The sequence below is a fragment of the Micromonospora sp. NPDC005161 genome (assembly GCF_053599855.1).
This window is the reverse complement of record NZ_JBSFYQ010000024.1, coordinates 1-26,410: the sequence shown is the minus strand read 5'-3', so window position 1 is coordinate 26,410 and position 26,410 is coordinate 1. Positions and strand designations below refer to the sequence as shown.

Sequence of the window (26,410 nt, the reverse complement as noted above, 5' to 3'; positions counted from 1 at the left end):
CGCGGCGGGTCAGTCGGGGTAGACGGCCCGGTGCGCGGTGGCGATGGTGGCGGCGTAGGCGCGGCCGGTCAGCGCATGGTCGCGTGCGAGCGCCGCACGGGCCGCGTTCGCGCCGGGCGCGCCGTGCACCCCGCCGCCGGGATGCGCCGACGAGCTGGCCAGAAAGAGCCGGTCCACCGGGGTGTCCGCCCGGCCCAGGCCGGGGATCGGGCGCAGGAACAGCTGCTGGTACGCGGCGGCGGTGCCACCGCCGAGCGTGCCGCCGACCAGGCTCGGATTGCCCTTCTCCAGGTCGGCCGGACCGGCCACGTGCCGGCCGACGACGAGCTGCCGGAAACCCGGCGCGGCCGCCTCCAGCACGTCCTCCATCCGCTGGACGTGCCCGGCGACCTCCTCGGCCCGCCAGTCCCGGCGGAACGGCAGGTGGGTGTACGACCAGAGCGACTCGGTGCCCGGCGGGGAGTGGCTGGGGTCGGCCACCGACATCTGCCCGAGCAGCAGGAACGGGTCGCGCGGCAGCTCGCCGCGGGCCAGCTCACCGGAGTACCGGGTGAGCCCGTCCAGGTCCGCGCCCAGGTGCACGGTGCCGGCGCCGGCCACCTCCCGGTTCGTCCACGGCACCGGCGCGCTGAGCGCCCAGTCGACCTTCAGCGTCGAGCCGTCCCACCGGAAGTGCGCCAGGTCCTCCACCAGGCGCGACGGCAGCGCGGCCGCGCCGACCAGGTCGAGGTAGAGCGCCGGCGCGGGCACGTCCGCGAGCACGGCTCGCCGGGCCCGCCACAGGAGGCCGCCCTCCGTGCGTACCCCCATCGCCCGGCCCCGGGCGGTGAGCACCCGGTCGACCCGTGCCCCGTAGACGATCCTGCCGCCCCGCTCCTGCAGCCGGGCCACCAGCGCGTTGGTGATCTGCTGCGCGCCGCCGTCGGGCACCGGCCAGCCGACCTGCTGACCGAGCATGGCCAGCAGCCAGCCGTACACCCCGGAGCCGGCCTCCTCCGGGGACAGGTCGGTGTGCAGGGAGCAGCCGGCGAGCAGCGCCGGCCCACCGTCGCCGTCGAAGAGCTCGTCGCCGAGCTTGCGGACCGGTACCACCAGCCGCCGGGCCAGCCGCAGCGCTCCTGCGACCCGCAACCGCCGCAGCAGAGCCAGCCCGCCCCGCACCGGCGGGAACGGCGCGGTGATGGTCGTCAGCATCGGCTCGGCCACGTCGAGCCAGTCGGTGTACGCGTTGAGCCAACGCTTGCCGTCGCCGGGCGCGAACTGCTCCAGCGAGGCGGCGGTGACGTCCGGGTCCCGGTTGACCACCGCGGCGCGGCCGTCCGGCAGCAGGTGCGCCAGCACATCCGGCGAGTGCCGCCAGGACAGCCCGTACCGGTCGAGGTCGAGCCCCGCCAGCACCGGCGAGGAGTACCCGAGGGGGTAGAAGGAGCTGTAGAGGTCGCTGAGGTAGCCGGGCGCGGTCACCTCGGCGGAGCGGACCGCGCCGCCGGGCACGGCGGTCGCCTCCAGCACCACGACGTCCCATCCGGCGTCCGCCAGCAGGTTGGCCGCTACCAGGCCGTTGTGGCCGGCGCCGACGACGACGGCGTCCGCGCTCTCCGCGCCGGTGGTGGTCATCCGATCCGCCTACCCGGCGTGGAACCGGGCGAAACGCGTTTGCCTCGCCGGGGCCGGGGCATCCAGCGCCGCATGTACACGGTTGCGCAGTTGATAGGCGGGGTGTGGGGCGCCGGCGGCGGTGGTGGTGAGCTGGTCGTCCATGACCCGGCGGACGGTTCGCCGGTCAGCTCGGTGCCGGTGGCGACGGCCGACGAGGTCGCCAAGGCGGTGGGGGCGGCGCGCGAAGCGGCGGCGGAGTGGGCGGCGACCGCCCCGGCCGCGCGGGCGGCGGCGGTGCACCGGGCCGCGGACGCGGTGGCGGCGGTGACCGAGGACCTGGCCGCGGCGGTCACCGCGGAGATGGGCAAGCCACTGGCGGATGCCCGCGGCGGTGTCGAGGCGGGCATTGGCACCCTGCGACAGTACGCCGAGCTGGCCCCGCTGCGCGGCGGGCGGACGCTGCACGGCGTAGCGGACGCGCTGGACTTCATGACCCCGCAGCCGCGTGGCGTGGTGGCCGCGATCACCCCGTGGAACGACCCGGTGGCGGTGTCCTGCGGGCTGCTCGGCGCGGCCCTGGTCACCGGCAACGTGGTGCTCTACAAGCCCAGCGAGCGCACCCCGGCGACCGGCTGGCTGCTGGCCCGGGCGCTGGACCAGGCCCTGCCGGCCGGGGTGCTGTCCCTGCTCACCGGCGGCCCCGAGGTCGGCGCGGCGCTGTCCGGCCAGGAGGTGGACCTGGTGGCGCACGTCGGGTCCACGGCGACCGGCCGGGCCATCGCCGCGGCCTGCGCCGGCACCGGCGCGAAGGCGCTGCTGGAGAACGGCGGCAGCGACCCGCTGGTGATCGACGCCAACGTGGACCCGATCTGGGCGGCGGAGCAGGCGGCGCGGGGCGCGTTCGCCAATGCCGGGCAGATCTGCGTCGCGGTGGAGAGGATCTACGTGCACCGGGACGTGGCCGAGGAGTTCGTGGCCGCGCTGGTGGAGCGGGCCGAGGCGCTGCGGATGGGCCCGGGCCGCGACCCGGGGACCGACCTGGGTCCGCTGGTCGACCGGCGGCACCGCGACCACGTGCACGGTCAGGTCACCGCGGCGGTGGCGGCGGGCGCGCGGCTCCGCACCGGCGGTGAGCTGCCGGACGGTCCGGGCGCGTTCTATCCGGCCACCGTGGTCGCCGACTGCCGGCACGACATGCCGCTGGTGCGGGATGAGACGTTCGGGCCGGTCGCCCCGGTGGTGGTGGTCGACTCGTTCCACGAGGCTCTGCGCTGCGCCGCGGATTCCCCGTACGGGCTGGCCGCCACGGTGCTGACCGCGTCGATGAGCCACGCACAGCGGGCCTGGCGTGAGCTGCCGGTGGGCACCGTGAAGATCAATTCCGTGTTCGGGGGCGCACCGGGCGGCGCCGCGCACCCGCGCCGGGCCAGTGGGCAGGGCTTCGGGTACGGCCCGGAGCTGCTGGACGAGTTCACCGCCACGAAGGCCGTGCACATCGAGGCGCCGGGCGGCGGGCACTGGTGAACGGCACGGGCGGGCGCGGGGTCGCCGCGTCCGCCCGTACCGCATGCGTGTGCCTCCGGTGCGGGCCGCGCCGCGTCGCGGTGGTCAGTCGCCGCGGGCCTTGCGGGTGGCCCGATCGTTGGCCTTCTCGATCGCCTTGACCAGCTCCGGCTTGGACATGCTGGACCGGCCGGCCACGTCCAGCTCGCGGGCCACCGACATCAGGTGGTCCTTGCTGGCGTTGGCGTCCACCCCACCCGCGGTGGGAGCCCGCCGTTCCGGCCCGCCGCCGGCCGCCTGGCGATCGCTCGGGCCCTTGCGGCCCTTCGGTTCCCAGTGGTCGCCCACCTTCTCGAACTGGTGCTTCACCGCGGCGAAGGCGGTGCGGTGCGACCGCTCCCCCTCGCCGTAGGTCTCCACCGCCGAGTCGTGCGTCTTCTCCCAGGTGCGCTGCGCCTTGTCCGGGGAGCGTCGCAGCGTGCTGGGCAGGTCCTCGCGCCCGGGCATCTCGTCCTCCTCCGTGTCGACAGGATCACCCATGACCGTTCCCCGGTGACGGGGCGGCAAACCATACGCGGCGGCCAGCCGACGGAGGGCGGGTTTGTCGATTTCCCCGCGCGGGTACCGGCCGGGCCAGGCCCGACCGGATGACCGGTCATCCGGCGGCCGGGGCGCAGGGAGCGGGCATGACGACCACGGGTCCCGGTACGACGCTCGGCGGCACACTCGGCACGCGGGTACCCCGGCGGATACGGCAGCTGAGCTGGCGAACCTGGCGTGGGGTGGTGGTCCGTAGCGCGCAGAACTTCGTCACCGACAACTGCTCCGACTGGGCCGCCGCGCTGACCTACTACGGCGTGCTCGCGCTCTTTCCGTCCGCCATCGTGGTGGTGGCCCTGGTCGGCCTGGTCTCCACCGGGGAGCGGACCGTGGACACGGTGGTCGACCTGGCCAAGCAGATGGGCGCCGGGTCGATCGTGGCTGACGACGGCGTGGTCGGGGTGATCCGGGCCGTGGTGGTCGAGCAGAGCAACGCCAAGGTGCTGCTGAGCTTCGGCCTGCTCGGCGCGCTCTGGTCCGCGTCGGGCTTCATCGGCGCGTTCACCCGCGCCTCCAACGCCATCTACGGCGTGACCGAGGGCCGGCCGGTCTGGAGGCTGCGGCCGTTGCAGATCGGCCTGGCCGCGATCACGCTGGTGCTGCTCGCGGTGGTCGCCCTCGGGCTGATCGTCAGCGGTCCGGTCACCGACGCGGTCGGCGACCTGATCAACGCCGGTGGCCTGGCCCGCACGGTGTGGAGCGTGGCGAAGTGGCCGGTGCTCGCCCTGATCATGATGGTGCTGCTGTCACTGCTGTTCTGGATCGCCCCGAACGTGCGGCAGCCCCGGTTCCGCTGGCTCACCCCGGGCGGCGCGGTGGCCCTGTTCGCCTGGGCGGTGGCCTCCCTCGGCTTCGGCCTCTACGTCGCCAACTTCGGCTCGTACGACGCCACCTACGGCAGCCTGGGAGCGGCCATCGCGTTCCTGGTCTGGCTCTACCTGTCCAACTCGGCCCTGATGCTGGGCGTGCAGATCAACGCCGAGGTGCAACGTGGTCGGCGGTTGCAGGCCGGCGACCCGGACCCGGACGAGCCGGTGCTGCCGCCGCGGAAGCCGGCCGAGTCCTGAGCGCCGTACCGGGCCTCGTGTCCGATCCGGGGCCGGCCCGAGGGCCCGTTCGTGACCCGGTGCCGGTTTACCGGCCGGGGTGCCGGGTAGCGCAGAAGGCATGGAGCGTGGCAACAGCAAGCACGGACCGAGAATCGACGAGCAGATGAGCCAGGAGGTCAGCGGCCTCGTGCAGGGGCCGGGGACCGGCGGCTCTCGGGTCGACGAGTCCCGCGTGCCGGAACCGGCCGGCGAGGACCAGCCCGAGGCGACCACCGCCCCGGCCGGTGAACTGCGCACCGGCTCCCCGCAGGGGATGAGCTCCGAGGACGTCGAACAGCGCAGCCGGCTGGGCCGGTTCATCACGATGAGCGCCCTGCCCGGCGACCGGGAAACGCTGGTCGCCAACGCGCGCGACAACGACGCGCCGGACGACATCGTGGCCGCGCTGGAGCGGCTGCCCGACGGCACCCGCTACCAGACGGTCTCCGAGGTGTGGGCCGCGCTCGGCAACAAGAACGAGACAACCCGCTGGTGACCGGATCGTCCCCCGATCCGTACGACCGGCGGCCGAAGGAGGATTTCTGATGAGTGGCGTTACCGAACATGTCGACGTGTCAGTCCCCGTTCGCACCGCGTACGACCAGTGGACGCAGTTCGAGGAGTTCCCCGAGTTCATGGAGGGTGTGCAGGAGGTCCGGCAGCTCTCCGAGACGATGACCCACTGGACGGTGGACATCGCCGGGGTGAAGCGCGAGTTCGACGCGGAGATCACCGAGCAACTGCCGGACGAGCGGGTCGCCTGGCGTTCCACCGGCGGCACCCAGCAGGCCGGCGTGGTGACCTTCCACCGGCTGGACGAGGACAAGACCCGGGTCACCCTCCAGCTCGAGTTCGAGCCGCACGGGGTGGTCGAGCAGGCCGGTGACAAGCTCGGCATCGTCGACCGGCGGGCCAAGGGCGACCTGGAACGGTTCAAGACCTACATCGAGCGGCGCGGTCAGGAGACCGGCGCCTGGCGCGGCAGGGTGGACCGCCCGCAGCCGTGATCCCCAGCACCGATATCCGATGGCCGCCGGAGTCCCCGGCGGCCATCGCCGTGTCTCGGACCAAGCACCATCCGTTTGCGATCATCGCGCCCGGGTACCGCTGAAGGCATGACCGACGACAGGGTGTGGCGCGACGAGGAACGGATTCCGCTGGAGGAACTGGAACGGGCCGTGGCGGGCTCCAGCATCGACGGGCAGGCCGACGACGTGACCGGCAACGACGCCGGCGAGGAGGCCGCGTTCGGGCACGGGCCGGCGGCAGCGGACCGCGGCGGTCAGGCCAGGGGCGCCGGCCGGGAGCCGACCGACCCGGACCGCGCCTACCGCCCCTCCACCACCGGCAGGACCGGACCGGACACCGGCTGACCAGCCCCACTGGCCTCACCGGCTGCACCGGCCGCCGTACCGGTTCCGGCCGGAGCGGGCGACGTGGGCTGATCCGGCCCGGCCACGGCGGGCACCGGCCGCTCCGGGCCGGGCCGGCCGGCGCCCAACTCGTAGAGCACGATCAGGGCCAGCGCTAGCACCAGCAGGGCCGGGCCGAGCACCTGCACCGACACGTTGCCGATCAGCACGCCGAGCGCGGCCGGAACGAACGCGGCGCCCAGGCCGGCCGCGCCGATCTGGAGCCCGATGGCCTGGTCCGCGTGCGCCGCACCGACCCGGTCGGCGGTGGTGAGGGTGAGCAGCGGGAACACCGGCGCGGCGGCGAAACCGACCACGACCAGACCGAGCACGGCCAACGCGCCCGGCCCGGGTACGGCGATCAGCACCGCACCCGCCGCCATCCCGGCCAGGCTGCCGCGCAGCACCAACCGGGCCCCCAGCCGCTCGGCCACCACGCCCTGCACCACCCGGCCGACGAAGAGACTGCCCCAGTACGCGGAGACGCAGCCACCGGCCACCACGGCGCTCAGCCCGCGCCCCTCGGTCAGGAGCAGGAACGCCCACAGCCCGGCGGACACCTCGATGGCCACGTACAGCGCGAAGGCGAGCGCCCCCGACCAGACCGCGGGCAGCCGCAGCGTGGCCCGGATCGGGACCTTCACGGCTGGCGGGGCGGGCGCGGCACCCGGCTCGGTGGGGCCTGGAACGCGGCGCCGCCAGGCCCGCACGGTGAGGGCGAACGCGGTGGCGAGGGCGAGCTGGGCGGCGGCCACGATGCCGTACCCCCACCGCCAGGCCAGCCCCGCGCTCAGCACCGCCGTCATGATCAGCGGGCCGATCGCCACCCCCAGCCCGAAGAAGGCGTGCATCCAGTTCATGTGGCGCGGACCGAAGGCCCCGGCGGCGTACGCGTTGAGCCCGGAATCGATCGCGCCGGAGCCCAGACCGAGCACCAGCGCGCAGCCCACCAGCACGGCCAGCCCGGGGCTCGTGGCGTACCCGGTCAGCGCCAGGCTCGACAGCAGGGTGCTACCGGCGAGCAGCGCGCCCACCCCGACCCGGGCCAGCGTGAACCCGGCCAGCACGCTGGAGGTCAGGTAGCCGACGGTGCCCGCGGTGAGCAGCAGACCGACCGCCTCGGTCGGTACGCCGAAGTCGGCGCTGATCGAGGGCCAGCCGACGCCGAGCAGGCTGTCGGGCAGGCCGAGACTGACGAAGGCGAGATAGGCCAGCAGGAGCAGCGAGGCGCGGGGTGGCGCAGGTGCGGTGGACACGGAACATCATCCTGCCGCAGCCGCACCCTACCGCCAGCTCCGGCCGGTCGCCCGCGGTGACAAGAAGTGGTGCCCGGACGGTCGAGAAAACGGACAGCTCATCCAGAATCGGCCGATCGGACGACGGCAAGCCGACCGGATCGCGCAAGACTTTCGGGATGCATCAAGGCTCCGGAATCCTCTCCACGCGTCAGCGCCGACTCGCCTGGCTCGGCTTTCTGCTCGCCGCACTGCAGGCACCGGTCTCCGCCTGGCTCGTCGCCGACGAGTCCTGGCTGTTCAGCCTCTGCGTCGCGCTGATGGTGGCCACCGTGATCATCGCCGACGACGCGGCGCGGCGCCGACCGGCGGACACGGCCGGGGACTAGCCTTCGCTGCCCGGCCGGGCCTCGTGCCCTGGCCGGCCCCGGCTGCGGCGTCGCTCCTTCATCTCCGCCTCGTAGAGGTGGCGCCTCCCGCCCACCAGCTCCTCGCGGGCCTGCCGGTCCAGCTCCCGGAATAGCGCGTGGTATCCGTCGTCGAAGTCCTCGACGATCTGGAACGTCCACCGGCCGGCGATGACGTTGCGGCCCAGCAGCTCGGTGTCGATCCGGTCGGCGAGCCGCGGATGTCCGGCGGCGCGGAACTGCTGCACCGCGTCGTCGAGCATCAGGTCGGCGTGCCCGATCAGCTGGTGCAGCGAGTACAGGTGCCCCCGGGCCCGCTCGACGCACTCCAGCGCCTCGCTGAGCTTGCCGAGCGCGGCGACCGTCGCGTCGCTCACCCCGGCCGGCCGGCGGTGCTGCTCGTCCGGCCCGTCCGCCTGCTGTCCCATCCGTTCCTCCGGTGCTCTGTGCCGCCGTGTGCCGTGGTTCTCCTGCTGCCCCGTCTGTGCCGGATCAACCCTCGCGGTCAGCCCGAGTCGGCCGGTGGCGCAGCCGACACCCGCCGAGCGGCCGAGGTCGGCCCGGTCACCGGTCGGTTAGCCTCGGTCACCATGCGTGTGCCGTTCAACCGGGTCGCCTCCCGTACCGCCGTCGACTCGGCGCGGTCCACCCTGGCCGCTCTCACCGTCTCCGTGGGCACCGCCGGGCTCGCCGCCGCCGCCGCGCGCCCCGGGCTGCTGGCGCTGGTCGACCAGCACGCCGCCGCCGTGCGGGACAGCCTCGACGGGGACCGCCGCCCGCTGACGGCCGCGGCGCTCGCCGGCTACGCGGAGGGGGTCCGCGCCGCCGCCGACGAGCACGGGTGGGTGCCGCCGAGCGGCCCGGTGGACTGGAGCGAGCCGGAGTGGCCGCTCACCCGGCTGGTCGCGGTCTGCGCCCTGGCTCGCGCGCTGGACCGAACCTGACGATCTGCCGAACGGGCCGGCCGCTGCCGCAGGGTCGACCGGCCGCAGCACCGGGCACCGACCGGTAGCGCGCGGGGAGGGCGCCCGCACCGTGCGCGGAACACCCTCCCATCGACCGCGTGCTGCTCCACCCCGCTACGGGCGGTACTGCGTCGCCTGCTCCTCGACCTGCGGCATGGCCTGGGTGCGGTCGCCCGCACGGTCGGCCATCTGCCGCTCCATGTCACCGCGACCGGCCGTGGTCGCCCGCCGGTTCTCCTGCACCGCCCGAGCTTCCTCGGCCGCCCGGTTCAGCCAGCCCTCCCATCTGTTCTGCATGGGCCGCACCAGGCCACCACCGACACCGATGATCAGGATGCCGGCGACCGTGGCGAGCACGGCGATCAGCACCGGCGTGGTCACCGTGGTGGCGATACCCACCTGGTTCAGCGCGGCGATCACGCCGAGCGCGATGATGAAGATCGCCGTCAGGTCGGCCAGGACCTTGCCGTACGAGAGCCCGCCCAGCGCCCCGGTGACCAGATCCCGGACGGCGTTCGCGATCGCGGCCGCCACCACCACGATGACGATCGCCACGAACGCGCGCGGCAGCCAGGCCACCACGCCGCTGATCAGGTCACTGATCGCGTTGGGTCCCCAGACTCCGAACGCGAACTGCAGCGTGAACAGCAGTACCGCGTAGTACGCCAGTCTGGCGAGGATGTCGCTCGCGTCGTACTTCGTTCTCTCCAGTGCCCGTTTGATGCCGCCGCGTTCGACCGCGTCGTCGAAGCGCACCCGTTCCAGCACCGTGTCCACGATCTTCAGGACCGCTCTGGCGATGAGCCAGCCGACCACGAGGATCACGATGAAGGCCACGGCCTTCGGGATGAAGAGCAGCACCGACCTCCAGGTGTCGGCGATGGCGTCACCGATGTCGGCCTGCCCGACCGCGAGGGTTTTCAGCATGATGTCCCTCCTGTCGCATGGACTGCGTCGGGCGCATACCCGGCCACCGGTGCGGCAGTCCGCGCGGGTCGCCACGTTTTTTCCGACAAGTCGCCGGACAGGGGCTGTGAACTGCTCGAACAGGCACCGCGTCGGCGCTCGCCACGCCCCGCGGCCATGATCGGATGCGGCTCTCCGGCAGCCGGCTAGGCTGCGAACATGCCAGGAACGGTCGGGCGAGTCCCCACGCCAGCAACTCCGGTGCCGGGGGCATCCACCGGACGGGGCGCTGCCGCCGTGCTCGGCCATGACTGGGCTGGCACCTCGCTCGGCCCGCCCGAGCGGTGGGACCCGGCGATCCGGGCCGTGGTCGATCTGATCCTCGCCGCCCCGATGCCGATGGCGCTGGCGTACGGCGACGACCTCGTCCTGCTCTACAACGACGGGTACGCCGAACTGCTGGGCAGTAAGCACCCCACGGCCCTCGGCCGCCCCTCCGCCGAGGTGTACGCCGAGATCTGGGCGCTGCCCGGTGTCGGCGAGGTGATCGAGCACGCCTACCGGCAGGGCGTGCCGTCCCTGGAGAAGGAGAGCGCCCTCCCGATGGTCCGTGGCCGCTCCGGCGTCGCCGAGCAGGCTGTCTTCACCCGGAGCTTCTCCCCGGTCCGCGACAGCACCGGACAGATCGTCGGGATGCTGACGGTCGCCGCCGAAACCACCCCCGTCACCAGGCAGCTGCAGAGCCTCAGCGAGGTCGCCGCCGCGCTCGCCGGCACCCTCACCCTCGACGACGTGGCCCGGGTGGCGCTGCGCTACGCGATCACCACCTTCGACGCCGACCAGATCGCGTTCGCGGTCGATGAGGGCGGCGGCGGATGGCGGATGGTGCGCCGGGTGCGCGGTGAGTTGATGGACGAGGCCGACGAGCGCCTGCCACCGCTCTGGCGGCGCATCCCGGCGGACTGGTCGACCCCGGTGGTGGAGGCGGCCCGCTCCGGCGGTCCGTCGTTCACCCGGGACGGGCAGCCGCTGCGGGAGACCGCGGTGGACCGCCACGACCAGAAGATCCGCTCGCTGGCCGCGGTGCCGCTGGGCACCTCGGTGGTCCGCGGCGGGTTGGCGGTCGGCTACCAGGTGCCGCACACCTGGTCGGCCGCCGAGCGGGCGCTGCTGGCCGCCTCGGCCGAGTTGATCGGCCAGGCGGCGGAGCGGGCCCGACGGTTCGAGACTCAGCACGGCACCGCCCAGTTGCTGCAACGCAGCATGCTGCCGGCGAACCTGCCGGACCTGCCCCGGCTGCGGATCGCGGCCCGCTACGACCCGGGCGTGGACGGCAACGCGGCCGGCGGGGACTTCTACGACGCGTTCCTGCTGCACACCGGCGGGCTCGGTGTCGTGCTGGGCGACGTCGCGGGGCACGACGTACAGGCCGCCGCACGGATGGGACAGGTCCGGGCGGCGCTGCGCGCGCTGGCCCTGGCCGACCCGGCGCCGGACGCGGTGCTGGCCGGGCTGGACCGGCTGGTGACCAGCCTGGGCGCGGAGGCCGGCACGCATGAACTGTTCGTCACCGTGGTGTTCGGGGTGGTCGACGCCGATCGGCGCGAGTTCACGCTGGCCAGCGCCGGGCACCCGGCGCCGTTGATCCGCCGCTGCACCCCGGACGGTCGCTCACACGCGGAGTACGTGGAGATGCCGATCGGCCCCCCGCTCGGGCTCGGCGGCCGGCCGGCCACCACCACCGTCGCGTTCCGCCCCGGCGACACCCTGCTGCTGTTCAGCGACGGTGTGGTGGAGCGCCGCAGGCAGAGCCTCACCGTCGGGCTGGACGCGCTCGGCGACGCGGTCGCCAAGGCCGGCGGCAGCGACCCCCGTGCGCTCTGCGCCGTGGCCACCGCCGCGGTCCCCGGCGGCACCGAGGACGACGTGGCCGTGCTGGCGGTCGAGCACGCGCTCAAGCCGAGCCGCTCGGCGAGCATGGAGGTGCCGGCGGAGCCGACCGCCCCCAGCCGCGTCCGGCACTGGATGACCGGCCAGCTCGCCGAGTGGCAGGTGCCCGAGGCGGTGATCGGCGCGGCGGTCCTGTGCACCAGCGAGCTGACCACCAACGCGCTGCTGCACGCCGGCACCGCCGCCCGGGTGGAGATCGACCTCAGCCCCGAGCGGCTGCTGGTCTCGGTCGCCGACTCCGGCACCCGGGGCACCGTGACCCGGGCCCGCACCGACACGTTGAGCAGTCGCGGGCGAGGGCTCGGCCTGATCGAGCAGCTCAGCGACGCCTGGGGCACCGACCCGTCGGTCCGCGGCTCCACGGTCTGGTTCGAGATCCTCGTCCCGCCGACCGAGGGTCACTGAGACCCGGGTCGAACGCGCCAGGGCCGGAGGGTCGGCCGGCCACCGAACGGGTAGGAGGACGCCCATGCGCACCGACCGACCCGCCGGGGTCCTCTTCGACGTCGATGGCACGCTCGTCGACACCAACTATCTGCACACCGTGAGCTGGTGGGAGGCGCTGCGCCAGTCCGACCAGCCGGTGCCGATGGCGACCGTGCACCGGTCGATCGGGATGGGTTCGGACAAGCTCCTCGACCACCTGCTCGGCCCGGAGCGGGACCGCGACGCCGACGCGAAGCTGCGCGACGCGCACGACACCCTGTACGCCGAGTACTGGGAACGGCTGACGCCGCTGCCCGGGGCGGCGGACCTGCTGCGGGCCTGCGCCGAGCGGGGTCTGCGGGTGGTGCTGGCCACCTCCGCCGCGGAACACGAGGTCGGCGCGCTGCGCCGCGCGCTGAACGCCGACGACGTGGTCGACACGGTCACCTCGTCGGCGGACGCCCAGCAGAGCAAACCGGCCCCGGACATCCTGGTCGCCGCGCTTCAGCAGTCCGAGTTGGCCGCCGAGCGGGTGGTCTTCGTCGGCGACTCCGTCTGGGACGTCGCGGCGGCCGGCAAGCTGGACATTCCGTGCGTCGGGTTGACCTGCGGCGGCACCAGCCGGGGCGAGCTGGCCGGCGCCGGCGCGGTGGCGGTGTACGACGACCCGGCCGCGCTGTTGGCCACGTTGGACGATTCGCCGGTCACCCGCCCGCGCTGAGGACCCTCCCGTTCGGCTCGTCGCGGAGGCTTACCCGTACGACTCGCGGGGCATGGTGTGTCACCACCTGCCCGCAACCCGTGGGCGCGGCCGGAGGGTGGCACGGTGGAGCCGGTAGACGTGGCGTTCGCGCTGGTGGGCCTGGGCGCCCTGCTCGCGGGGATCCTGCCCCGGGTGCTGGAGCGGCGGCCGCTGTCCATGCCGATCGCCTTCCTCGCCCTGGGGATGCTGGTCTTCCTGCTGCCGGTCGGACTGCCCACACCGGACCCGCTGGCCCACCCCGAGCTGACCACCCACCTGACCGAGATCGGGGTGATCGTCGCCCTGATGGGCGCCGGGCTCAAGATCGACCGACCGTTGAGCTGGGCGAAGTGGTCGTCCACGTGGCGCCTGCTGGTCATCGCGATGCCGCTGTGCATCGCGGCGGTGGCGCTGCTCGGCTGGTGGTGGGCCGGGCTGGTGCCGGCCGGTGCGCTGCTGCTGGGCGCCGCCCTGGCCCCGACCGACCCGGTGCTCGCGGCCGACGTGCAGGTCGGCGAGCCGACCGACGTGGAGGACTCCGAGGATGAGGTCCGTTTCGCGTTGACCTCCGAGGCGGGCCTCAACGACGGGCTGGCGTTCCCGTTCGTCTACGCGGCCATCGCCATCGCCTCGACCAGCCTCGCGCCGCGGGACTGGCTGGTCGACTGGTTCACCGTCGATGTGCTCTGGAAGGTCGGCGTCGGGGTCGGCGGCGGCCTGCTCATCGGTTGGTTGCTCGGCAAGCTGTTCTTCCGGGCGCCCAGCCATCTGCGGCTGGCCCGGCACGCCGAGGGTTTCCTGGCGTTGGCCGCCACCTTCCTGGCGTACGGGCTGGTGGAGGTGGTCGGCGGGTACGGGTTCCTGGCGGTGTTCGTGGCCGCCCGCGCGATCCGGGCCGCCGAGCGGACCCACGAGTTCCACTCGGTGCTGCACGACTTCGCGGAGCAGATCGAACGGCTGCTCACCCTGGTGCTGCTGCTGCTGCTCGGCGGCGCCATCGTCGGGGGCCTGCTCGCTCCGCTGACCTGGCCGGCTGCGGCCGTCGGGGTGGCGCTGGTGTTCCTGGTCCGGCCGCTGGTCGGCTGGTTGTCGCTGCGGGGCGCGCCGGGCCGGCCGGCCGAGCACTGGGTCATCTCGTTGTTCGGCATCCGCGGTGTGGGCTCGTTCTACTACCTGGCGTACGCGACCACGAAGGCGGACTTCCCGCAGGCGGAGCTGCTCTGGGCCACGGTCGGGCTGGTGGTGCTCGTCTCCGTGGTGGTGCACGGCGTCGCGGCGACCCCGGTCATGCAGTTGCTGGACCGTAAGGGCGCACGGACCAGCGACCCGGCCGAACGAGGCGTGCCCGCCCAGCGCGTCGCCGGCCACGCCTGAGCCCCGGCCCATCGGAAACCGGCGGCCAGCCGGCGGTCGGCGTCCTCAGCTGAGGCGGGCCACCAGGGCACGGCCGAGGTCCCGACCGGAGCGCCAGGCGCTCTGCACCCGGGGCTTGCCGAACGCGTCGCCGGCCAGGCCGATCCCGTCGGCGTCCAGGTGATGGGTGCCGCCCCCGGCGGTGGTGGGCTTCGCGTACGTCCATCGGTGCACGTGCACGTCGGCCGCCACCTCGGGCAACCCCAGCAGGTCCCGGACCGCCTGCTCGATCACCGGGCCGGCTCCGGTGGGCTGGGCGAGGTGCCCGGCGGCGAACTCCGGCACGGTGTGCGCGACCAGCACCGGGGCGCCGTCGCCCCGCCGGTCGCCGTCGTCGCAGACCAGGCTGAGCACCGGGTGGTCGTTGACGAACGCGCCCCGGAAGTCCGGCCAGCGCCGGGTCGGGAAGCGCAGCACCGCGGCCAGCGAGGGCGACCAGCGCTGCGCCTGCGCGACGCGGGTGGCGTCGGCCAGGGCCGGGTCGAGCAGCAGGGCGGCCTGCGGGCCCGGCATGGCCAGGGCGACCGCCGCGCACGGCTGGCCGTCCACGACCGGCCCGGGTTCCACGGTGAGCACCAACCGGTCGACGGTCACCGGCACCGCGCCGGCCAGGTGTTCGACCAGTGAACGCAGTCCGCGCGGCGCGGCGAAGCGCATCGGCCCGGGCACGTCGCGGCGCCCGTCCCGGTCGTACGCCTGGAAGGTGTCGGTCCATTCGCGGACCAGGCCGGCGGCGCGCCACTGCTCGACCAGCGCGGCGAAGTCGGGATCGCTGGCGGTGAAGTATGCGGCGCCGATGTCGGCAGGGCGGCCGTCGAAGCGTTTGCTGGCCATCCGGCCGCCGCGGACGTGCCCCCGCTCCCGGACCTGCACCGGCACCCCGGCCGCGGCCAGCTCCACGGCGCAGGCCACTCCGGCGATGCCCGCCCCGACCACCACCACACCTGACCGGTCCACGCTCATCGGGTGATCGTAGGTGCCGGCGGACGCGCCGAGCAGGCATGAACGCGCGAAGATCCGGGTATTGGCACGCTTGTTCGAAGAGAGGGTGATGACGCTGACGGACCGCACCAACCAAGCGCGACCGGGGTCAGCGGCGGGGCAGCCGGTGCAGCTCGACCCGGGTCAGGCGGCCGGCGTCCACCTCGGCCGTGAGATAGGTGGCGTGGGGCTGGGCGCGGCGGTCGGTGGGTGAGCCGGGGTTGAGCAGGCGTAGGCCACCGGGGGCTTCGGTGTCCCAGGGGATGTGCGAATGCCCGAAGAGGAGCAAATCGACGTCGGGGAAGCGGGCCGCGCAGCGCTGCTCGCGACCGGCCCGGGGGCCGGTCTCGTGCACCACGGCCACCCGCAGGCCGTCGAGGTCAGCCCGGGCCACCTCCGGCAGCCGGGCGCGCAGCGCCGGGCCGTCGTTGTTGCCGTACACCCCGATCAGCCGACGGGAGCGCGCGGTCATCGCGTCGAGCAGCGACTCGTCCACCCAGTCGCCGGCGTGCAGCACCACGTCCGCCGCCTCGATCGCCTGCCAGAGCGGCCCGGGCAGATCCCGGGCCCGCTTCGGTAGGTGGGTGTCCGCCGTGAGCACCAGCCGCATCCCGGCATTGTCCCCCAGCCCGCTCAGGACCGCGTCGGGGTGAAGTGCGGCGGTGGCACGCCACGATGCCGCAGCGCCGGGTCCCGTTCGACGTCCGTGAGCTGACCGGCGGCGTTGATCAGGCCGATGTGCGAGAACGCCTGGGGGAAGTTGCCCATCTGCTCGCCGGTCAGCGGGTCGATCTGCTCGGCGAACAGGCCGAGGTCGTTGACCCGCCCGGCCAGCCGGCGGAACAACCCGTGCGCCCGGTCCAGTTCCCCTCCCATCGCCAGGCAGCCCACCAGCCAGAACGAGCAGATGACGAAGCCCGCCGGGTCGCCGTCCCAGCGTCGCAGCAGGCCGTCGTGGGACAACCGCCGCTCCACCGCTCGGACCGTCGCGCGCATCCGTGGGTCGTCGGCCGCCAGGAAACCCACCAGTGGCATCACCAGCACCGAGGCGTCCAGGTCGTCGGATCCGAAACTCCCGCTGTACGCACCGAGCTGGTCGCTCCACCCCTGCTCCAGCACCGTCGCGCGCACCTCGTCGCGGGCGGCCGCCCAGCGTTCCACGTCCTCCGGTCCACCGAGCTCGTCACCGAAGCGGACCGCGCGGTCCAGCGCGACCCAGCACTGCACCTTCGAGGACACGTGGTGGTGTTCGATCCCGCGCTCCTCCCACATGCCCGCGTCCGGTTTCCGCCAGTCCACCACGGCCTGGTCGGCGAGCACCCGCAGCACGTTGCGCACGTCCGGCTCCATCGGCTCCAACTTGTCGCGCATCAGCCAGGCGGCGTCCAGCGCCTCGCCGAAGATGTCGGTCTGCCGCTGCCGCCACGCGTCGTTGCCGATGAGCACCGGCGGGCTGCCGCGGTACCCGGCGAGGTGCTCCAGGCGGTGCTCGGTGAGGTCCCGCTCCCCCTGCACCCCGTACATGATCGGCACCGGTTCGTCGCCGATCCGGCCCATCGCCCGGCTCACCCAGGAGAACTGCCGCTGCACCTCGTGGAAGCAGGCCGAGCGCCACAGCGCCCGCAGGGTGAGACTGAAGTCGCGCACCCAGACGTAGCGGTAGTCGTAGTTCCGGTTTCCGCCGAGCTTCTCCGGCAGCGAGGTGGTCGCCGCGGCCACCACGGCTCCGCTGGGCCGGTACGTCATGCCCTGCACCACCAGCGCGCTGCGTCGCACCTGTTCGGAGTAACACCCCCGGTATTCGTGCTGTTCGACCCAGGACCGCCACCCGGCGGCCGTGTCGGTGATCGTCCGATCGGCGTCCGGCACCTCCGGCGCCGGCGCGTCGTAGGTCGGGGCGTACCCGAGCGTGAAGTTGTGGATCGAACCGGCGCGGGCGGTGAAGGTGCCGGTGGCCTCGCCCTCGCCACAGCACAGCGGCACACTTCCCCGCAGGGTGAGCCGCGCCGCCCCGGCGACGGCATCCAGCATGCCGCCCCGCTCCACGAGGAACGCGGTGGTCCGCCCGTACTCGAAGCGTGGCCGGTAGTGCACCCGCATCGGGACCTCGCCGGAGAGGCCCCGCACGCTGCGGACCAGCACCTGCGGCGAGCGCATCCCGATGTCGTGGCCGCGCGCCCCGGGCTCGAAGGCGAGCGCGTCGGTCAGCGCCACCTCCCCCTGCCCGGTGCGGAAGACGGTCCGCAGCACCAGGGTGTCGTCGAGGTAGCAGCGATCGACGCTGAAATCGCCCTCCGGCCGGATCGACCAGTGCCCGGCGTCGTCGTCGAGCAGTCGCCCGAACACCGACGGCGCGTCGAACCGGCCCGGGCACCACCAGTTCACCGAGCCCGAGCGGTCCACCAGCGCCGCGCTGCGGCCGTCGGCGAGGAAGCCGTGGTCGCTGATCTGTCCGCTCCGCACCCGGTTACCTACCCGGGGCATCCATGCGCATTCCTGGCGGGCGGCACGGCATCCACCCTGGTTGCTGGCGTTACCGGCCGGCGCGGGCGGGAACCCGGACGACTTGACGAGGGAGGATGCTCATGACGTCAGCTTCGGGGCCGGCCGCCGCGTGGCGGCCCGGCACACAGGGTGGCGATCTGCTGCCGTCCGGCCCGGCCGGCCGTCCGTCGGCACCGTCCGGTGACGGGCACGGACCGGAGACCGGCCCACCCACCGTGACGATCGGCTCGTATCCGGACTATCCGGCCGCACAGCGGGTGGTCGACTATCTCGCCGACAACCGCTTCCCGGTGGAGCACAGTGCGATCGTCGGGACCAACCTCACGCTGGTGGAGACGGTGCTCGGGCGGATGACCACCGGTCGGTCCGCCCTGCTCGGCGCCGGCACCGGCGCCTGGTTCGGGCTCTTCATCGGCCTGCTGTTCGGCATCTTCACCGTGGGCAACTGGCTGGCGGTGATCCTGGTCGGGCTGGTCATCGGCGCGATCTGGGGTGCGGTGTTCGGCGCGGTCGCGCACGCGATGACCGGCGGGCAGCGGGACTTCACCTCGGCCAGTTCGCTCCGCGCCGGCCAGTACGCGGTGATCGTCGACGCGCAGCTCGCCGACCAGGCCCGGCAGCTGCTGGGTCGGATGCAGATGTCCGGTTCGGCGACGAACGCCGGCTGAGAGCGGTTCGAACGGCCGTCCCGGCAGCACGCCGGGACGGCCGTTCAGTCGTGGTACGCCAGCTCGCCGGCCCGCAGCGGCACGTCGAGCCGGTTCTCGGGCGGCGCCAACGGACACGCCCAGCGGTCGTCGTACGCGCAGCTCGGGTTGTAGAGATAGTTGGCGTCCAGCCGGACCCGGTCGCCGGGCAGCAGCTCGACGCCCCGGCCGAAGGTGCCCTTCACCGTGTCGGTGAGGTACCGACCTCCGCCGTAGGTGTCCTGTCCGCAGGTCCCGTCGCGCAGCGGCACGAACAGCCCGCCCCCGTACGCCTCGATCCACCACAGGGTCAGCGGCCCCCACGACGTCTGCGCGACCGCGACCCGCCGGTACGCGACCACCCCGTCCGGGCCGCCGGTGTCGATCCGCAGCTCGCCGCTGGCCGGGCGCAGGGGTGCTTCCACCACGGAGGCCGGGTTGGGCGGAAAGTAGCGCACTCCGGTGAAGCCGGGTCGCTCCGCCGGCGGGATCGGGCTCTGCGGGTGGGTGGCGAAGAGCTGATCACGACCGGCGCGGAACCCGGCCAGGTCGACGTCGGACAGGTACAGCCGGGCTATCCGTTCCCGCCAGTCGGCCAGCTCCAGTTCGTCCACGCCGTCGAGCCTAGGCGGTCGCCGTCCGTCACCGAGCGGTCTCCGCACCGGTGCTCCCCGTGGACGGCCAGTTGCTGAGGACCGCGTCGAGAGCGTCCAGCGTTCGAGCCCAGGAGGCGTCCGTCGTCCGGGGGGTGTGCCGGAAGCCGCCGGTCTTCTCCAGGCTCACGAATCCGTGGAACGTGCTGTGCATCATCCGTACCGCGTCGGTCTGGTCGGGTTCGGAGAGCCGGTAGCCACGCAGGATCGCTCGCGTCATCTCCGCGTGCCGGACGCCGGCGCTCGCGGCGGCCGTCTCCGGGTCGAGGTCGATCTGCATCGCGGCGTACCGGCCCGGGTGCCGCGTCGCGTAGTCCCGGTACGCGTTGGCGAAGGCCACCAGCGCGTCCTTGCCCGCGCGGCCGGCGAGGGCGGCGGCGACCCGGTCGGCAAGTTCCGCGAGCGCCAGCAGCGCCACCCTTACCCGCAGGTCGTGTGCGTTCCTGATGTGGAAGTACAGGCTCGCGTCCTTGACGCCGAAGCGCCGGGCGAGCGCGGCGACGGTCACGTTCTCCATGCCGATCTCGTCGGCCAGCTCGGCCGCGGCCAGGGTCAGGCGCTCGGCGGTCACCCCCGCACGTGCCATGCCGCACACTCCCAACCTAGTCGTGTTATTTGCTTGCCTAGGAGAGCTAGGCTACTACCTATGCTAGCGATAACCGAGCGCGCCATCCGCGCGGCCTTCGTCAACTGCACCCAGGGCGAGGCGAAGCGGCTGGCCGTACCGAACGATCTCGAAGTGCGACCGTGGGACGACCTCGACTTCTTCGGGTGGCGGGACGGCGCCGCCCCGCAGCGGGCCTACCTGGTCGCCGAGTCCGACAGCGGGTTGGTCGGGGTGGCGTTGCGGGTGGCCCCGCACACCGGGCGCGCCCGGCGCAGCATGTGCTCGCTGTGCCTGACCACGCACACCGGGGACGGCGTCGCGCTGATGACGGCCCGCAGAGCCGGCCGGGACGGGCGGCAGGGCAACTCCGTCGGCGTTTACATCTGCTCCGACCTGGCCTGCTCGTACTACCTGCGGGGCAAGAAGGACGCCGGGCGCCGCCTGGACGAGACGATCACCCTGGAGGAGAAGATCGACCGCACGACGACCACCCTCGGCGCGTTCCTGCGGAGGGTGATCGAGTGAGCCGCCGTCCACCGAGGGCCTATCGGTCGGTGGACAGGCGGGCGTGCAGGTGCTCGTCGTGGCGGCGGCCGTCGCCGTACCGGTACGACTCGCGCAGCGTCCCTTCCGCGAGGTAGCCGGCCCGGTGGGCGACCCGGCAGGACGCCTGGTTGGCCACCGCGTGGCACAGCTCCACCCGGTGCAGCCCGAGGTCGGCGAACGCCCAGTCGGTGAGCCGAACGACCGCCCGCACCGCCACCCCGCGCCCGCGCGCCGCCGGCACCGTCCAGTAGCCGATGGACGCGTCGCCATGGTGGATGTGGTACAGGGACACCGAGCCCAGCAGTTCCCCGCCGACCGCGGCCGTTACCGCCATCGAGGCGTGGTCGCCGCCGGACCAGTCGGCCCGGTGGCGTACCCACGACAGGGCGGCCTCGTCGTCGATCGGGCCGCCGCGGTGTGGGTTCCACTGGGCGATGGCCGGGTCGCGCAGGGCGTCGCGCACCGAGGGGGCGTCCGCGTCCCGCCACGGGCGCAGCAACAGGTCGGCGGCGGTGAGCTCCACGTGTTCCACGAGGGCGGAGTCTGGCACATCACCCGCCGGCTCCACCGCCGGACCACCGACGACTCCTTTCAAAGCTGTACGAGCGCTGTACCAGGGCGGCGTGGACGTGATCCAGACGACGCTCAAGGGCACTAGTTAAATTTTGAAAGAGTGCTATCGTCGTGGACGTGACAGAGAGCCTGGACAGCACCCGAGAGGCCGCCTGGCGCGCCTACATCGAGGCCAGCCAGCGCCTCTACACCCAGCTGGAAGACGACCTTCGGGCCGACAGCGATCTCAGCTTCGCCGACTACCACGTGCTGGTCCTGCTCTCCGAGGCACCGGGGCAGCGGCTGCGGATGGGTGAGCTGGCCGGCCGACTCGTCTTCTCACCCAGCCGGTTGACGTACCAGATCTCCTCAATGCAACGCCGCGGCCTGGTCAGCAAGGAGTCCTGCCCGGACGACCGACGGGGCAGCGAGGCGGTGCTCACCGCCGCTGGGCTGCTCGCTCTACGGGAAGCCGCGCCGCACCATCTGGCGTCGGTGCGCACCCACCTGATGGACGACCTCGACGACGCCGAGGTCGCCTGCCTCACCCGGGTCTTCGGCCGGCTCGGCGACCGCCTGCGGGCGGCCCGGGCCACGTCGACCACCCACGCCACGAACTAGGAGCCTTCGATGCCCGCGATCACCGTTGAGAACGTCCTCGTCCTGCCCCGCCTGCCGCAGCTCGACGAGTCCGCCAAGATCCGCCCGGTCCGCACGGTGACCACCGCGCCCAGCGGCTTCGAGGGCGAGGGCTTCCCGGTCCGCCGGGCCTTCGCGGGGGTGCCGACGACCGACCTGGACCCGTTCATCCACCTCGACCAGATGGGTGAGGTGGACTACGCGCCGGGCGAGCCGAAGGGCACCCCCTGGCACCCGCACCGTGGCTTCGAGACCGTCACCTACATCATCGACGGCGTCTTCGACCACCAGGACTCGCACGGTGGCGGCGGCACCATCACCGACGGCGACACCCAGTGGATGACCGCCGGCAGTGGACTGCTGCACATCGAGGCCCCGCCGGAGCACCTCGTGATGAGCGGTGGGCTCTTCCACGGCACCCAGCTCTGGGTCAACCTGCCCCGCGCGGCCAAAATGAACCCGCCGCGCTACCAGGACATCCGGGGCCGGGAGTCGGCGCTGCTCACGACGGCCGACGGCGGTGCGCTGATCCGGGTCATCGCCGGTGAGGTGGCCGGGCACCGCGGCCCGGGCTCCACCTTCACCCCGATCACCATCACGCACGTCACCGTGCAGCCGGGAGCGCAGGTCGACCTGCCGTGGCAGCCGGAGTTCAACGCCCTGGTGTACGTGCTCGGCGGGCGCGGCACCGTCGGCGCCGACCGTCGGCCGGTACGGACCGGGCAGCTCGCGGTGCACGGTCCGGGCGACGCGCTGCGCTTCAGCGCGGACACCACGCAGGACAGCAACACCCCTGCACTGGACCTCTACATCATGGGTGGCCAGCCGATCCGGGAGCCGGTGGCACAGTACGGCCCGTTCGTGATGAACACCCGGGACGAGCTGGTCCAGGCGTTCGAGGACTACCAGGCCGGTCGGCTCGGCGTGATTCCCACCGAGCGGCTGCCGCACACCGGCGGCCAGGGCGCCCGGCCCTGACCACGGTCAACCGCTGAGATCGGCGCCGGCGCCCCCGTACACCCGGGGCGCCGGCGCCGCCTCAGGAGACGGCGAAAATCCCAGCCACGCCGAGAATCACCATGAGCAACACCGCTACCAACGCCCCCCGTTCGCTCTCCACCGCCGGCTCGCGGTACTCGGTCACGGGGTTCGTCGTCTCGCGGGGCATGGTGTGGCCTCCTCGGTTGTTGTCGCGTCGGCCAGGTCGCCGGTCTGCCGGCCCTGGCGTGCGGACCCGGGTCGGGGGTCCTACGGTGAGGACGTTGCCGACCTCCGGGGGGCTGGACGTTGCCGTTGCAGGACTGGTTCCTCACCGCGCAGGAACGGGCCAACCCAATCTCTGGGTTACCCGTCTGGGCCAGCGGAAACCTCGCCGAGCCACTAATTCACGGTGCGGCGTACTTCGACCGGCTGGTCGACGAGGTGGAGGCGCTGACGGCCGGCGACCACCTCTTCTTCACCGACTGGCGGGGCGATCCGGACCAGCGGCTACGCCCGGACGGCCCGACCGTGGCCCAGCTCTTCGCCCAGGCCGCGCAGCGCGGGGTGGTGGTCAAGGGGCTGATCTGGCGCTCGCACCTCGACGCGCTGGCCTACAGCGAAGCGGAGAACCGCGACCTCAGCGAGGTGATCTCCGCGGCCGGTGGGGAGGTGCTGCTCGACCAGCGGGTCCGCCGTGGCGGCTCGCACCACCAGAAGCTGGTGGTGCTGCGGCATCCGAGCGCCCCGGAACGGGACATCGCGTTCGCCGGCGGAATCGACCTGTGCCACAGCCGGCGGGACGACGCCGGGCACCACGGCGACCCGCAGCCGGTGCGGATGTCTCCCCGGTACGGCCCCAACCCGCCCTGGCACGACGTGCAGCTCGCGGTGCGCGGCCCGGTGGTCGGTGCACTGGACACCGTGTTCCGGGAGCGCTGGACCGACCCGATGCCGCTGGACTCGGAGAACCCGATGGCCTACCTGCGGGACCGACTGCGCGGCGCGGACCTGCGCCCCGACCCGCTGCCCGAGCAGCCGGCCGACCCGCAGCCCTGCGGTCCGCACCAGATCCAGGTGCTGCGCACCTACCCCGCCGTCCGACCGCGCTACTCCTTCGCGCCGCACGGCGAACGGTCCGTGGCCCGGGGCTACACCAAGGCGGTACGCCGTGCCCGCCGGCTCATCTACCTGGAGGACCAGTACCTCTGGTCGAGCGAGGTGGCGGACCTGTTCGCGCACGCCCTGCGTGACAACCCGGAGCTGCACCTGATCGCCGTGGTGCCCCGGCACCCGGACGTGGACGGCAGGCTCGCGCTGCCACCGAACACGGTCGGCCGTGAGCAGGCGTTGTCGCTGTGCGAGCGGGCAGCGCCGGACCGGGTGCACGTCTTCGACGTGGAGAACCACGCCGGCGACCCGGTCTACGTGCACGCGAAGATCTGCGTGGTCGACGACGTCTGGGCCAGCGTGGGCAGCGACAACTTCAACCGCCGCTCGTGGACGCACGACAGCGAGTTGTCCTGTGCGGTGCTCGACGACACCCGCGACCAACGGGAGCCCACCGACCCGGCCGGGCAGGGCGACGGGGCACGGGTCTTCGCCCGGGAGTTGCGGCTGCGGCTCTGGCGCGAACACCTGGACCGCGACCCGGGCGGCGCGGACGACACGGACCTGCTCGACCCCACCGACGCCGTCGCGGCCGTCACGGCCGCTGCCGACGCGCTGCAACAGTGGTACGACGGCGGCCAGGTGGGCACCCGTCCTCCCGGCCGGTTACGCCCGCATCGTCCCGATCGACTGCCCCGGTACACCCGCATTTGGGCGTTGCCGGTGTACCGGCTGGTCTACGACCCGGACGGCAGGCCGCTGCGGGCCAGGTTGGCCGGCACATGGTGAGCCGGCCGGGCCGTCGCCGGTGGCGGGCCGCTCGCGCCCGGATACACGCTCAGCCCGCCGGGGTAGGCGAACGAGGAGCGTGGCGAGTAGTAGCCGAAGCCGATGGTCAGCGGGTTGGCCGGCCGTAGCGCGTACATCGGGTGGCCGGGCTCCAGGAACTCGACCGACTCGATCTCGAACGGTGCGACCGGCTCCGCCACGAACGGGTAGACGGCGCTGAGCAGTTGACCGTCGCGGCGGGTGAAGTAGCGGTGGTGCCCGCTGTTGATCACATGGCCGGTCTCGCCGACCTGGCAGCGGGCCCGGATCAGCGGCGCCCCGTCGGCCTCGGTCACCGAGACCAGGTCGCCGCCGCGCACCTCGATACTGGTGCGGCCGGTGATCGCCGGAGCGCCGCGCGCGGCGGCGTACTCCCGGACGGTGCGGCTGGACGCCACGTAGTGGGTCCACCAGCCGCCGGGGCTGAGGCCGCCGGGGGCGTCCACGCCGGTCAGCGAGACGCCGAGGTAGGTCAGCGAGTAGGCGCCGAAGCCGGAGGTCTGCGTCTCGTCGTCGACGATGTACTGGTTGAGGAACACCTGCCGGTCCGGGCGGGGCCGCAGGCCGGCCGGGACCAGAGCGGCCACCGCGTCCGGATCCGCCGGCAACCAGCTGAAGTAGAGCGTGCGGCTGTTCACGACTAGCTGGGGAGCGGCTGGATCGAGCACGGTGCCTCCGAACCGGGTATGTAGAGGCGACGTTACGGCCAGTCCCACCGGCGGGACAACGACGGATAGTAGACAACCTCGGCCCAGATGTCGGATTTCATGTTGACCGCTTGGCCGGCTGCCGTGGGCCGACCGGTCAGGCCGGCGCGGGGTGGCCGGGCGGCCGAGCAATGGGTGCCGCAACCCGTAAGAGACCTCACAACAGTCAGAACAGTCACCCATTTTGTACGTTTTGCGACCAGAAACGGCTTAAGTACATCAGCCTTTCGGCTAGATTTCGGGGAGACGATCAGGTTAAGGTGAGTCCCGAACGGCCCATACGAAGCTAAACCAAAGCGTCACGTCTTTTTGTCCGCGGACGAGGTGCAGGGAGGACCACCCAATGACCGCGCCAACGATCAGCGAGCAGCCGAGTGGCACCGCCAAGAGCGTGAAGCTCGACCCGCGGGCGCTCACCGACAGCGCCACGGATCTGCTCAACGCCATGGCCGCACTGCCGACCACCCACCCGTCGCGCGCCGCGCTGCGGGACCGGGCGATCGAGGCGTGGCTGCCGCTGGCCAACCACCTCGCCCACCGCTACAGCGGGCGGGGCGAGCCCACCGACGATCTGGCACAGACCGCCGCGGTCGGCCTGATCAAGGCCATCGACAAGTTCGACCCGTCCCGCGGCGTCGACTTCGCCGGGTACGCCATCCCCACGATCATCGGCGAGCTCAAGCGGCACTTCCGCGACCGCACCTGGGACATCCGGGTGCCCCGCCGGCTCCAGGAGCTGCGGCTGTCCATCTCCGACGCCAACAGCTCACTCCTGCAGACCCTCGGCCGGTCGCCGACGGTCGCCGACATCGCCACCCACCTCGGGCTCACCGAGGAAGAGGTGCTGGAGGGTCTGGAAGGCGCCCGGGCATACAACGCGGTGTCGCTGTCCACCCCGTCCGGCGACGGCGAGCGCGCCACCGAGCTGGGCGACATGCTCGGCGGCGAGGACGCGGAGTTCGAGCTGGCTGAGCTGCGGGTCGCCCTGGGCCCGGCGCTGGCCACGCTCGACGAGCGGGAGCAGAAGATCCTCACCCTGCGGTTCTACGGCAACCTGACGCAGTCGCAGATCGCCGAGCAGATCGGCGTCTCGCAGATGCACGTCTCCCGGCTGCTGGCCCGGGCGCTCACCAAGCTGCGCGGCCAGCTCGACGGCACGTACTAGGTGTGCTGTCCAGGGATGTTGGTCGAGGTTGTGTGACGACACGATCTGATGTCGTAGGTAGGTGAAGGCCTCCGGTTGTGGAGTGGAGCTGTCGAGGAACCGCTCCGCCAACCAGGAGGCCTTCGTGTCCCACGCTAACGCTGCCTTGACTCCTCGCGCACGTCTGCGCTTGGCGCGTCTGATCGTGGATGAGGGCTGGCCGGTCGC

General features: G+C 72.9%; 29 protein-coding genes. 16 read left to right on the top strand and 13 right to left on the bottom strand.

The window, feature by feature from the left end; genetic code table 11:
• Positions 1-9: 9 nt before the first annotated feature.
• The gene (locus tag ACWD5O_RS22215; RefSeq protein ID WP_450086415.1) at positions 10-1,617 is read right to left on the bottom strand and encodes a phytoene desaturase family protein; all 1,608 of its coding nucleotides are present in this window, start codon (positions 1,615-1,617) and stop codon (positions 10-12) included.
• 72 nt (positions 1,618-1,689) lie between these two features.
• Between ACWD5O_RS22215 and ACWD5O_RS22210 the strand changes: the two genes are divergently transcribed.
• Positions 1,690-3,123, top strand: a complete 1,434-nt coding sequence (locus tag ACWD5O_RS22210) for an aldehyde dehydrogenase family protein (protein ID WP_354964118.1) — start codon at positions 1,690-1,692, stop codon at positions 3,121-3,123.
• 84 nt (positions 3,124-3,207) lie between these two features.
• Here ACWD5O_RS22210 and ACWD5O_RS22205 read toward each other — a convergent pair whose 3' ends face one another.
• Entirely contained in the window at positions 3,208-3,609 is a 402-nt protein-coding gene (locus ACWD5O_RS22205; RefSeq protein ID WP_354964331.1) for a ChaB family protein, read from the bottom strand.
• Positions 3,610-3,788: 179 nt separating this feature from the next.
• Here ACWD5O_RS22205 and ACWD5O_RS22200 point away from each other — a divergent pair, with 179 nt between their 5' ends.
• From ACWD5O_RS22200 to ACWD5O_RS22185, 4 genes are all read left to right on the top strand, one after another.
• The gene (locus ACWD5O_RS22200) at positions 3,789-4,769 is read left to right on the top strand and encodes a YihY/virulence factor BrkB family protein (protein WP_354964117.1); all 981 of its coding nucleotides are present in this window, start codon (positions 3,789-3,791) and stop codon (positions 4,767-4,769) included.
• Between the two features lie 100 nt (positions 4,770-4,869).
• On the top strand, positions 4,870-5,286 hold the full coding sequence (locus tag ACWD5O_RS22195; protein WP_354964116.1) for a DUF2795 domain-containing protein: 417 nt from the start codon (positions 4,870-4,872) through the stop codon (positions 5,284-5,286).
• A gap of 49 nt (positions 5,287-5,335) precedes the next feature.
• Positions 5,336-5,797, top strand: a complete 462-nt coding sequence (locus ACWD5O_RS22190; RefSeq protein ID WP_354964115.1) for an SRPBCC family protein — start codon at positions 5,336-5,338, stop codon at positions 5,795-5,797.
• 108 nt (positions 5,798-5,905) lie between these two features.
• Positions 5,906-6,163, top strand: coding sequence for a hypothetical protein (locus ACWD5O_RS22185; protein WP_354964114.1), 258 nt, complete (start codon positions 5,906-5,908; stop codon positions 6,161-6,163).
• Here ACWD5O_RS22185 and ACWD5O_RS22180 read toward each other — a convergent pair.
• The gene (locus ACWD5O_RS22180; RefSeq protein WP_354964113.1) at positions 6,118-7,458 is read right to left on the bottom strand and encodes an MFS transporter; all 1,341 of its coding nucleotides are present in this window, start codon (positions 7,456-7,458) and stop codon (positions 6,118-6,120) included. The genes ACWD5O_RS22185 and ACWD5O_RS22180 overlap by 46 nt on opposite strands.
• Positions 7,459-7,616: 158 nt before the next feature.
• On the opposite strand from ACWD5O_RS22180, the gene ACWD5O_RS22175 reads away from it, so the two are divergent.
• Positions 7,617-7,826 (top strand): hypothetical protein, encoded by a 210-nt coding sequence (locus tag ACWD5O_RS22175; protein WP_450086414.1) that lies wholly within the window; start codon positions 7,617-7,619, stop codon positions 7,824-7,826.
• Here the strand turns inward: ACWD5O_RS22175 and ACWD5O_RS22170 are convergent.
• Positions 7,823-8,272, bottom strand: a complete 450-nt coding sequence (locus ACWD5O_RS22170; RefSeq protein WP_354964111.1) for a hypothetical protein — start codon at positions 8,270-8,272, stop codon at positions 7,823-7,825. The two genes, ACWD5O_RS22175 and ACWD5O_RS22170, sit on opposite strands and share 4 nt — an antisense overlap.
• A gap of 162 nt (positions 8,273-8,434) precedes the next feature.
• Here ACWD5O_RS22170 and ACWD5O_RS22165 point away from each other — a divergent pair, with 162 nt between their 5' ends.
• Positions 8,435-8,788, top strand: coding sequence for a DUF6401 family natural product biosynthesis protein (locus tag ACWD5O_RS22165; protein WP_354964110.1), 354 nt, complete (start codon positions 8,435-8,437; stop codon positions 8,786-8,788).
• 135 nt (positions 8,789-8,923) lie between these two features.
• Here the strand turns inward: ACWD5O_RS22165 and ACWD5O_RS22160 are convergent, their stop codons facing one another.
• Positions 8,924-9,736 (bottom strand): membrane protein, encoded by an 813-nt coding sequence (locus tag ACWD5O_RS22160; protein ID WP_450086413.1) that lies wholly within the window; start codon positions 9,734-9,736, stop codon positions 8,924-8,926.
• 198 nt (positions 9,737-9,934) lie between these two features.
• Here ACWD5O_RS22160 and ACWD5O_RS22155 point away from each other — a divergent pair, with 198 nt between their 5' ends.
• From ACWD5O_RS22155 to ACWD5O_RS22145, 3 genes are all read left to right on the top strand, one after another.
• On the top strand, positions 9,935-12,070 hold the full coding sequence (locus tag ACWD5O_RS22155; protein WP_450086412.1) for an ATP-binding SpoIIE family protein phosphatase: 2,136 nt from the start codon (positions 9,935-9,937) through the stop codon (positions 12,068-12,070).
• A gap of 64 nt (positions 12,071-12,134) precedes the next feature.
• Positions 12,135-12,812: an HAD family hydrolase gene (locus ACWD5O_RS22150; protein WP_450086411.1), complete on the top strand. Its 678-nt coding sequence runs from the start codon at positions 12,135-12,137 to the stop codon at positions 12,810-12,812.
• A 105-nt stretch (positions 12,813-12,917) separates the two neighbouring features.
• Positions 12,918-14,207: a cation:proton antiporter domain-containing protein gene (locus ACWD5O_RS22145; RefSeq protein WP_354964105.1), complete on the top strand. Its 1,290-nt coding sequence runs from the start codon at positions 12,918-12,920 to the stop codon at positions 14,205-14,207.
• 45 nt (positions 14,208-14,252) lie between these two features.
• On the opposite strand, the gene ACWD5O_RS22140 is transcribed toward ACWD5O_RS22145, so the two are convergent.
• The 3 genes from ACWD5O_RS22140 to ACWD5O_RS22130 all read right to left on the bottom strand — a co-directional run bounded on the left by ACWD5O_RS22140 (position 14,253) and on the right by ACWD5O_RS22130 (position 17,690).
• On the bottom strand, positions 14,253-15,188 hold the full coding sequence (locus tag ACWD5O_RS22140; protein WP_450086473.1) for an NAD(P)/FAD-dependent oxidoreductase: 936 nt from the start codon (positions 15,186-15,188) through the stop codon (positions 14,253-14,255).
• A gap of 148 nt (positions 15,189-15,336) precedes the next feature.
• Positions 15,337-15,837 (bottom strand): metallophosphoesterase family protein, encoded by a 501-nt coding sequence (locus ACWD5O_RS22135; protein ID WP_354964103.1) that lies wholly within the window; start codon positions 15,835-15,837, stop codon positions 15,337-15,339.
• Between the two features lie 23 nt (positions 15,838-15,860).
• Complete coding sequence (locus ACWD5O_RS22130) at positions 15,861-17,690, bottom strand: glycoside hydrolase family 15 protein (RefSeq protein ID WP_450086410.1); 1,830 nt, start codon at positions 17,688-17,690, stop codon at positions 15,861-15,863.
• A 122-nt stretch (positions 17,691-17,812) separates the two neighbouring features.
• Between ACWD5O_RS22130 and ACWD5O_RS22125 the strand changes: the two genes are divergently transcribed.
• The gene (locus tag ACWD5O_RS22125; RefSeq protein ID WP_450086409.1) at positions 17,813-18,400 is read left to right on the top strand and encodes a general stress protein; all 588 of its coding nucleotides are present in this window, start codon (positions 17,813-17,815) and stop codon (positions 18,398-18,400) included.
• A 44-nt stretch (positions 18,401-18,444) separates the two neighbouring features.
• On the opposite strand, the gene ACWD5O_RS22120 is transcribed toward ACWD5O_RS22125, so the two are convergent.
• Both ACWD5O_RS22120 and ACWD5O_RS22115 read right to left on the bottom strand, forming a co-directional pair.
• Positions 18,445-19,032, bottom strand: coding sequence for a DUF1684 domain-containing protein (locus tag ACWD5O_RS22120; RefSeq protein ID WP_450086408.1), 588 nt, complete (start codon positions 19,030-19,032; stop codon positions 18,445-18,447).
• A 28-nt stretch (positions 19,033-19,060) separates the two neighbouring features.
• Complete coding sequence (locus ACWD5O_RS22115; RefSeq protein ID WP_450086407.1) at positions 19,061-19,657, bottom strand: TetR/AcrR family transcriptional regulator; 597 nt, start codon at positions 19,655-19,657, stop codon at positions 19,061-19,063.
• 60 nt (positions 19,658-19,717) lie between these two features.
• Here ACWD5O_RS22115 and ACWD5O_RS22110 point away from each other — a divergent pair, with 60 nt between their 5' ends.
• On the top strand, positions 19,718-20,203 hold the full coding sequence (locus ACWD5O_RS22110; protein ID WP_450086406.1) for an FBP domain-containing protein: 486 nt from the start codon (positions 19,718-19,720) through the stop codon (positions 20,201-20,203).
• Between the two features lie 19 nt (positions 20,204-20,222).
• On the opposite strand, the gene ACWD5O_RS22105 is transcribed toward ACWD5O_RS22110, so the two are convergent.
• Positions 20,223-20,756 (bottom strand): GNAT family N-acetyltransferase, encoded by a 534-nt coding sequence (locus ACWD5O_RS22105; protein ID WP_450086405.1) that lies wholly within the window; start codon positions 20,754-20,756, stop codon positions 20,223-20,225.
• A gap of 158 nt (positions 20,757-20,914) precedes the next feature.
• On the opposite strand from ACWD5O_RS22105, the gene ACWD5O_RS22100 reads away from it, so the two are divergent.
• The gene (locus ACWD5O_RS22100; protein ID WP_449937624.1) at positions 20,915-21,397 is read left to right on the top strand and encodes a MarR family winged helix-turn-helix transcriptional regulator; all 483 of its coding nucleotides are present in this window, start codon (positions 20,915-20,917) and stop codon (positions 21,395-21,397) included.
• A gap of 9 nt (positions 21,398-21,406) precedes the next feature.
• Entirely contained in the window at positions 21,407-22,393 is a 987-nt protein-coding gene (locus ACWD5O_RS22095; RefSeq protein WP_354964095.1) for a pirin family protein, read from the top strand.
• A gap of 61 nt (positions 22,394-22,454) precedes the next feature.
• On the opposite strand, the gene ACWD5O_RS22090 is transcribed toward ACWD5O_RS22095, so the two are convergent.
• The gene (locus ACWD5O_RS22090; protein WP_255787601.1) at positions 22,455-22,583 is read right to left on the bottom strand and encodes a hypothetical protein; all 129 of its coding nucleotides are present in this window, start codon (positions 22,581-22,583) and stop codon (positions 22,455-22,457) included.
• Between the two features lie 119 nt (positions 22,584-22,702).
• Here ACWD5O_RS22090 and ACWD5O_RS22085 point away from each other — a divergent pair, with 119 nt between their 5' ends.
• Entirely contained in the window at positions 22,703-24,292 is a 1,590-nt protein-coding gene (locus ACWD5O_RS22085; RefSeq protein WP_450086404.1) for a phospholipase D family protein, read from the top strand.
• On the opposite strand, the gene ACWD5O_RS22080 is transcribed toward ACWD5O_RS22085, so the two are convergent.
• On the bottom strand, positions 24,241-24,999 hold the full coding sequence (locus ACWD5O_RS22080; RefSeq protein ID WP_450086403.1) for a hypothetical protein: 759 nt from the start codon (positions 24,997-24,999) through the stop codon (positions 24,241-24,243). The genes ACWD5O_RS22085 and ACWD5O_RS22080 overlap by 52 nt on opposite strands.
• Before the next feature lie 382 nt (positions 25,000-25,381).
• On the opposite strand from ACWD5O_RS22080, the gene ACWD5O_RS22075 reads away from it, so the two are divergent.
• The gene (locus ACWD5O_RS22075) at positions 25,382-26,203 is read left to right on the top strand and encodes a SigB/SigF/SigG family RNA polymerase sigma factor (RefSeq protein ID WP_450086402.1); all 822 of its coding nucleotides are present in this window, start codon (positions 25,382-25,384) and stop codon (positions 26,201-26,203) included.
• Positions 26,204-26,410 lie beyond the last annotated feature (207 nt).

What these genes read in the sequence shown, in the direction of transcription:
- ACWD5O_RS22160 (WP_450086413.1), bottom strand. Translation starts at nt 9,736, where the DNA reads ATGCTGAAAACCCTCGCGGTCGGGCAGGCCGACATCGGTGACGCCATC.
- ACWD5O_RS22110 (WP_450086406.1), top strand. Translation starts at nt 19,718, where the DNA reads ATGCTAGCGATAACCGAGCGCGCCATCCGCGCGGCCTTCGTCAACTGC.
- ACWD5O_RS22205 (WP_354964331.1), bottom strand. Translation starts at nt 3,609, where the DNA reads ATGCCCGGGCGCGAGGACCTGCCCAGCACGCTGCGACGCTCCCCGGAC.
- ACWD5O_RS22210 (WP_354964118.1), top strand. Translation starts at nt 1,690, where the DNA reads ATGTACACGGTTGCGCAGTTGATAGGCGGGGTGTGGGGCGCCGGCGGC.
- ACWD5O_RS22190 (WP_354964115.1), top strand. Translation starts at nt 5,336, where the DNA reads ATGAGTGGCGTTACCGAACATGTCGACGTGTCAGTCCCCGTTCGCACC.
- ACWD5O_RS22115 (WP_450086407.1), bottom strand. Translation starts at nt 19,657, where the DNA reads ATGGCACGTGCGGGGGTGACCGCCGAGCGCCTGACCCTGGCCGCGGCC.
- ACWD5O_RS22170 (WP_354964111.1), bottom strand. Translation starts at nt 8,272, where the DNA reads ATGGGACAGCAGGCGGACGGGCCGGACGAGCAGCACCGCCGGCCGGCC.
- ACWD5O_RS22200 (WP_354964117.1), top strand. Translation starts at nt 3,789, where the DNA reads ATGACGACCACGGGTCCCGGTACGACGCTCGGCGGCACACTCGGCACG.
- ACWD5O_RS22075 (WP_450086402.1), top strand. Translation starts at nt 25,382, where the DNA reads ATGACCGCGCCAACGATCAGCGAGCAGCCGAGTGGCACCGCCAAGAGC.
- ACWD5O_RS22185 (WP_354964114.1), top strand. Translation starts at nt 5,906, where the DNA reads ATGACCGACGACAGGGTGTGGCGCGACGAGGAACGGATTCCGCTGGAG.
- ACWD5O_RS22135 (WP_354964103.1), bottom strand. Translation starts at nt 15,837, where the DNA reads ATGCGGCTGGTGCTCACGGCGGACACCCACCTACCGAAGCGGGCCCGG.
- ACWD5O_RS22095 (WP_354964095.1), top strand. Translation starts at nt 21,407, where the DNA reads ATGCCCGCGATCACCGTTGAGAACGTCCTCGTCCTGCCCCGCCTGCCG.
- ACWD5O_RS22165 (WP_354964110.1), top strand. Translation starts at nt 8,435, where the DNA reads ATGCGTGTGCCGTTCAACCGGGTCGCCTCCCGTACCGCCGTCGACTCG.
- ACWD5O_RS22090 (WP_255787601.1), bottom strand. Translation starts at nt 22,583, where the DNA reads ATGCCCCGCGAGACGACGAACCCCGTGACCGAGTACCGCGAGCCGGCG.
- ACWD5O_RS22150 (WP_450086411.1), top strand. Translation starts at nt 12,135, where the DNA reads ATGCGCACCGACCGACCCGCCGGGGTCCTCTTCGACGTCGATGGCACG.
- ACWD5O_RS22175 (WP_450086414.1), top strand. Translation starts at nt 7,617, where the DNA reads ATGCATCAAGGCTCCGGAATCCTCTCCACGCGTCAGCGCCGACTCGCC.
- ACWD5O_RS22155 (WP_450086412.1), top strand. Translation starts at nt 9,935, where the DNA reads ATGCCAGGAACGGTCGGGCGAGTCCCCACGCCAGCAACTCCGGTGCCG.
- ACWD5O_RS22215 (WP_450086415.1), bottom strand. Translation starts at nt 1,617, where the DNA reads ATGACCACCACCGGCGCGGAGAGCGCGGACGCCGTCGTCGTCGGCGCC.
- ACWD5O_RS22195 (WP_354964116.1), top strand. Translation starts at nt 4,870, where the DNA reads ATGGAGCGTGGCAACAGCAAGCACGGACCGAGAATCGACGAGCAGATG.
- ACWD5O_RS22125 (WP_450086409.1), top strand. Translation starts at nt 17,813, where the DNA reads ATGACGTCAGCTTCGGGGCCGGCCGCCGCGTGGCGGCCCGGCACACAG.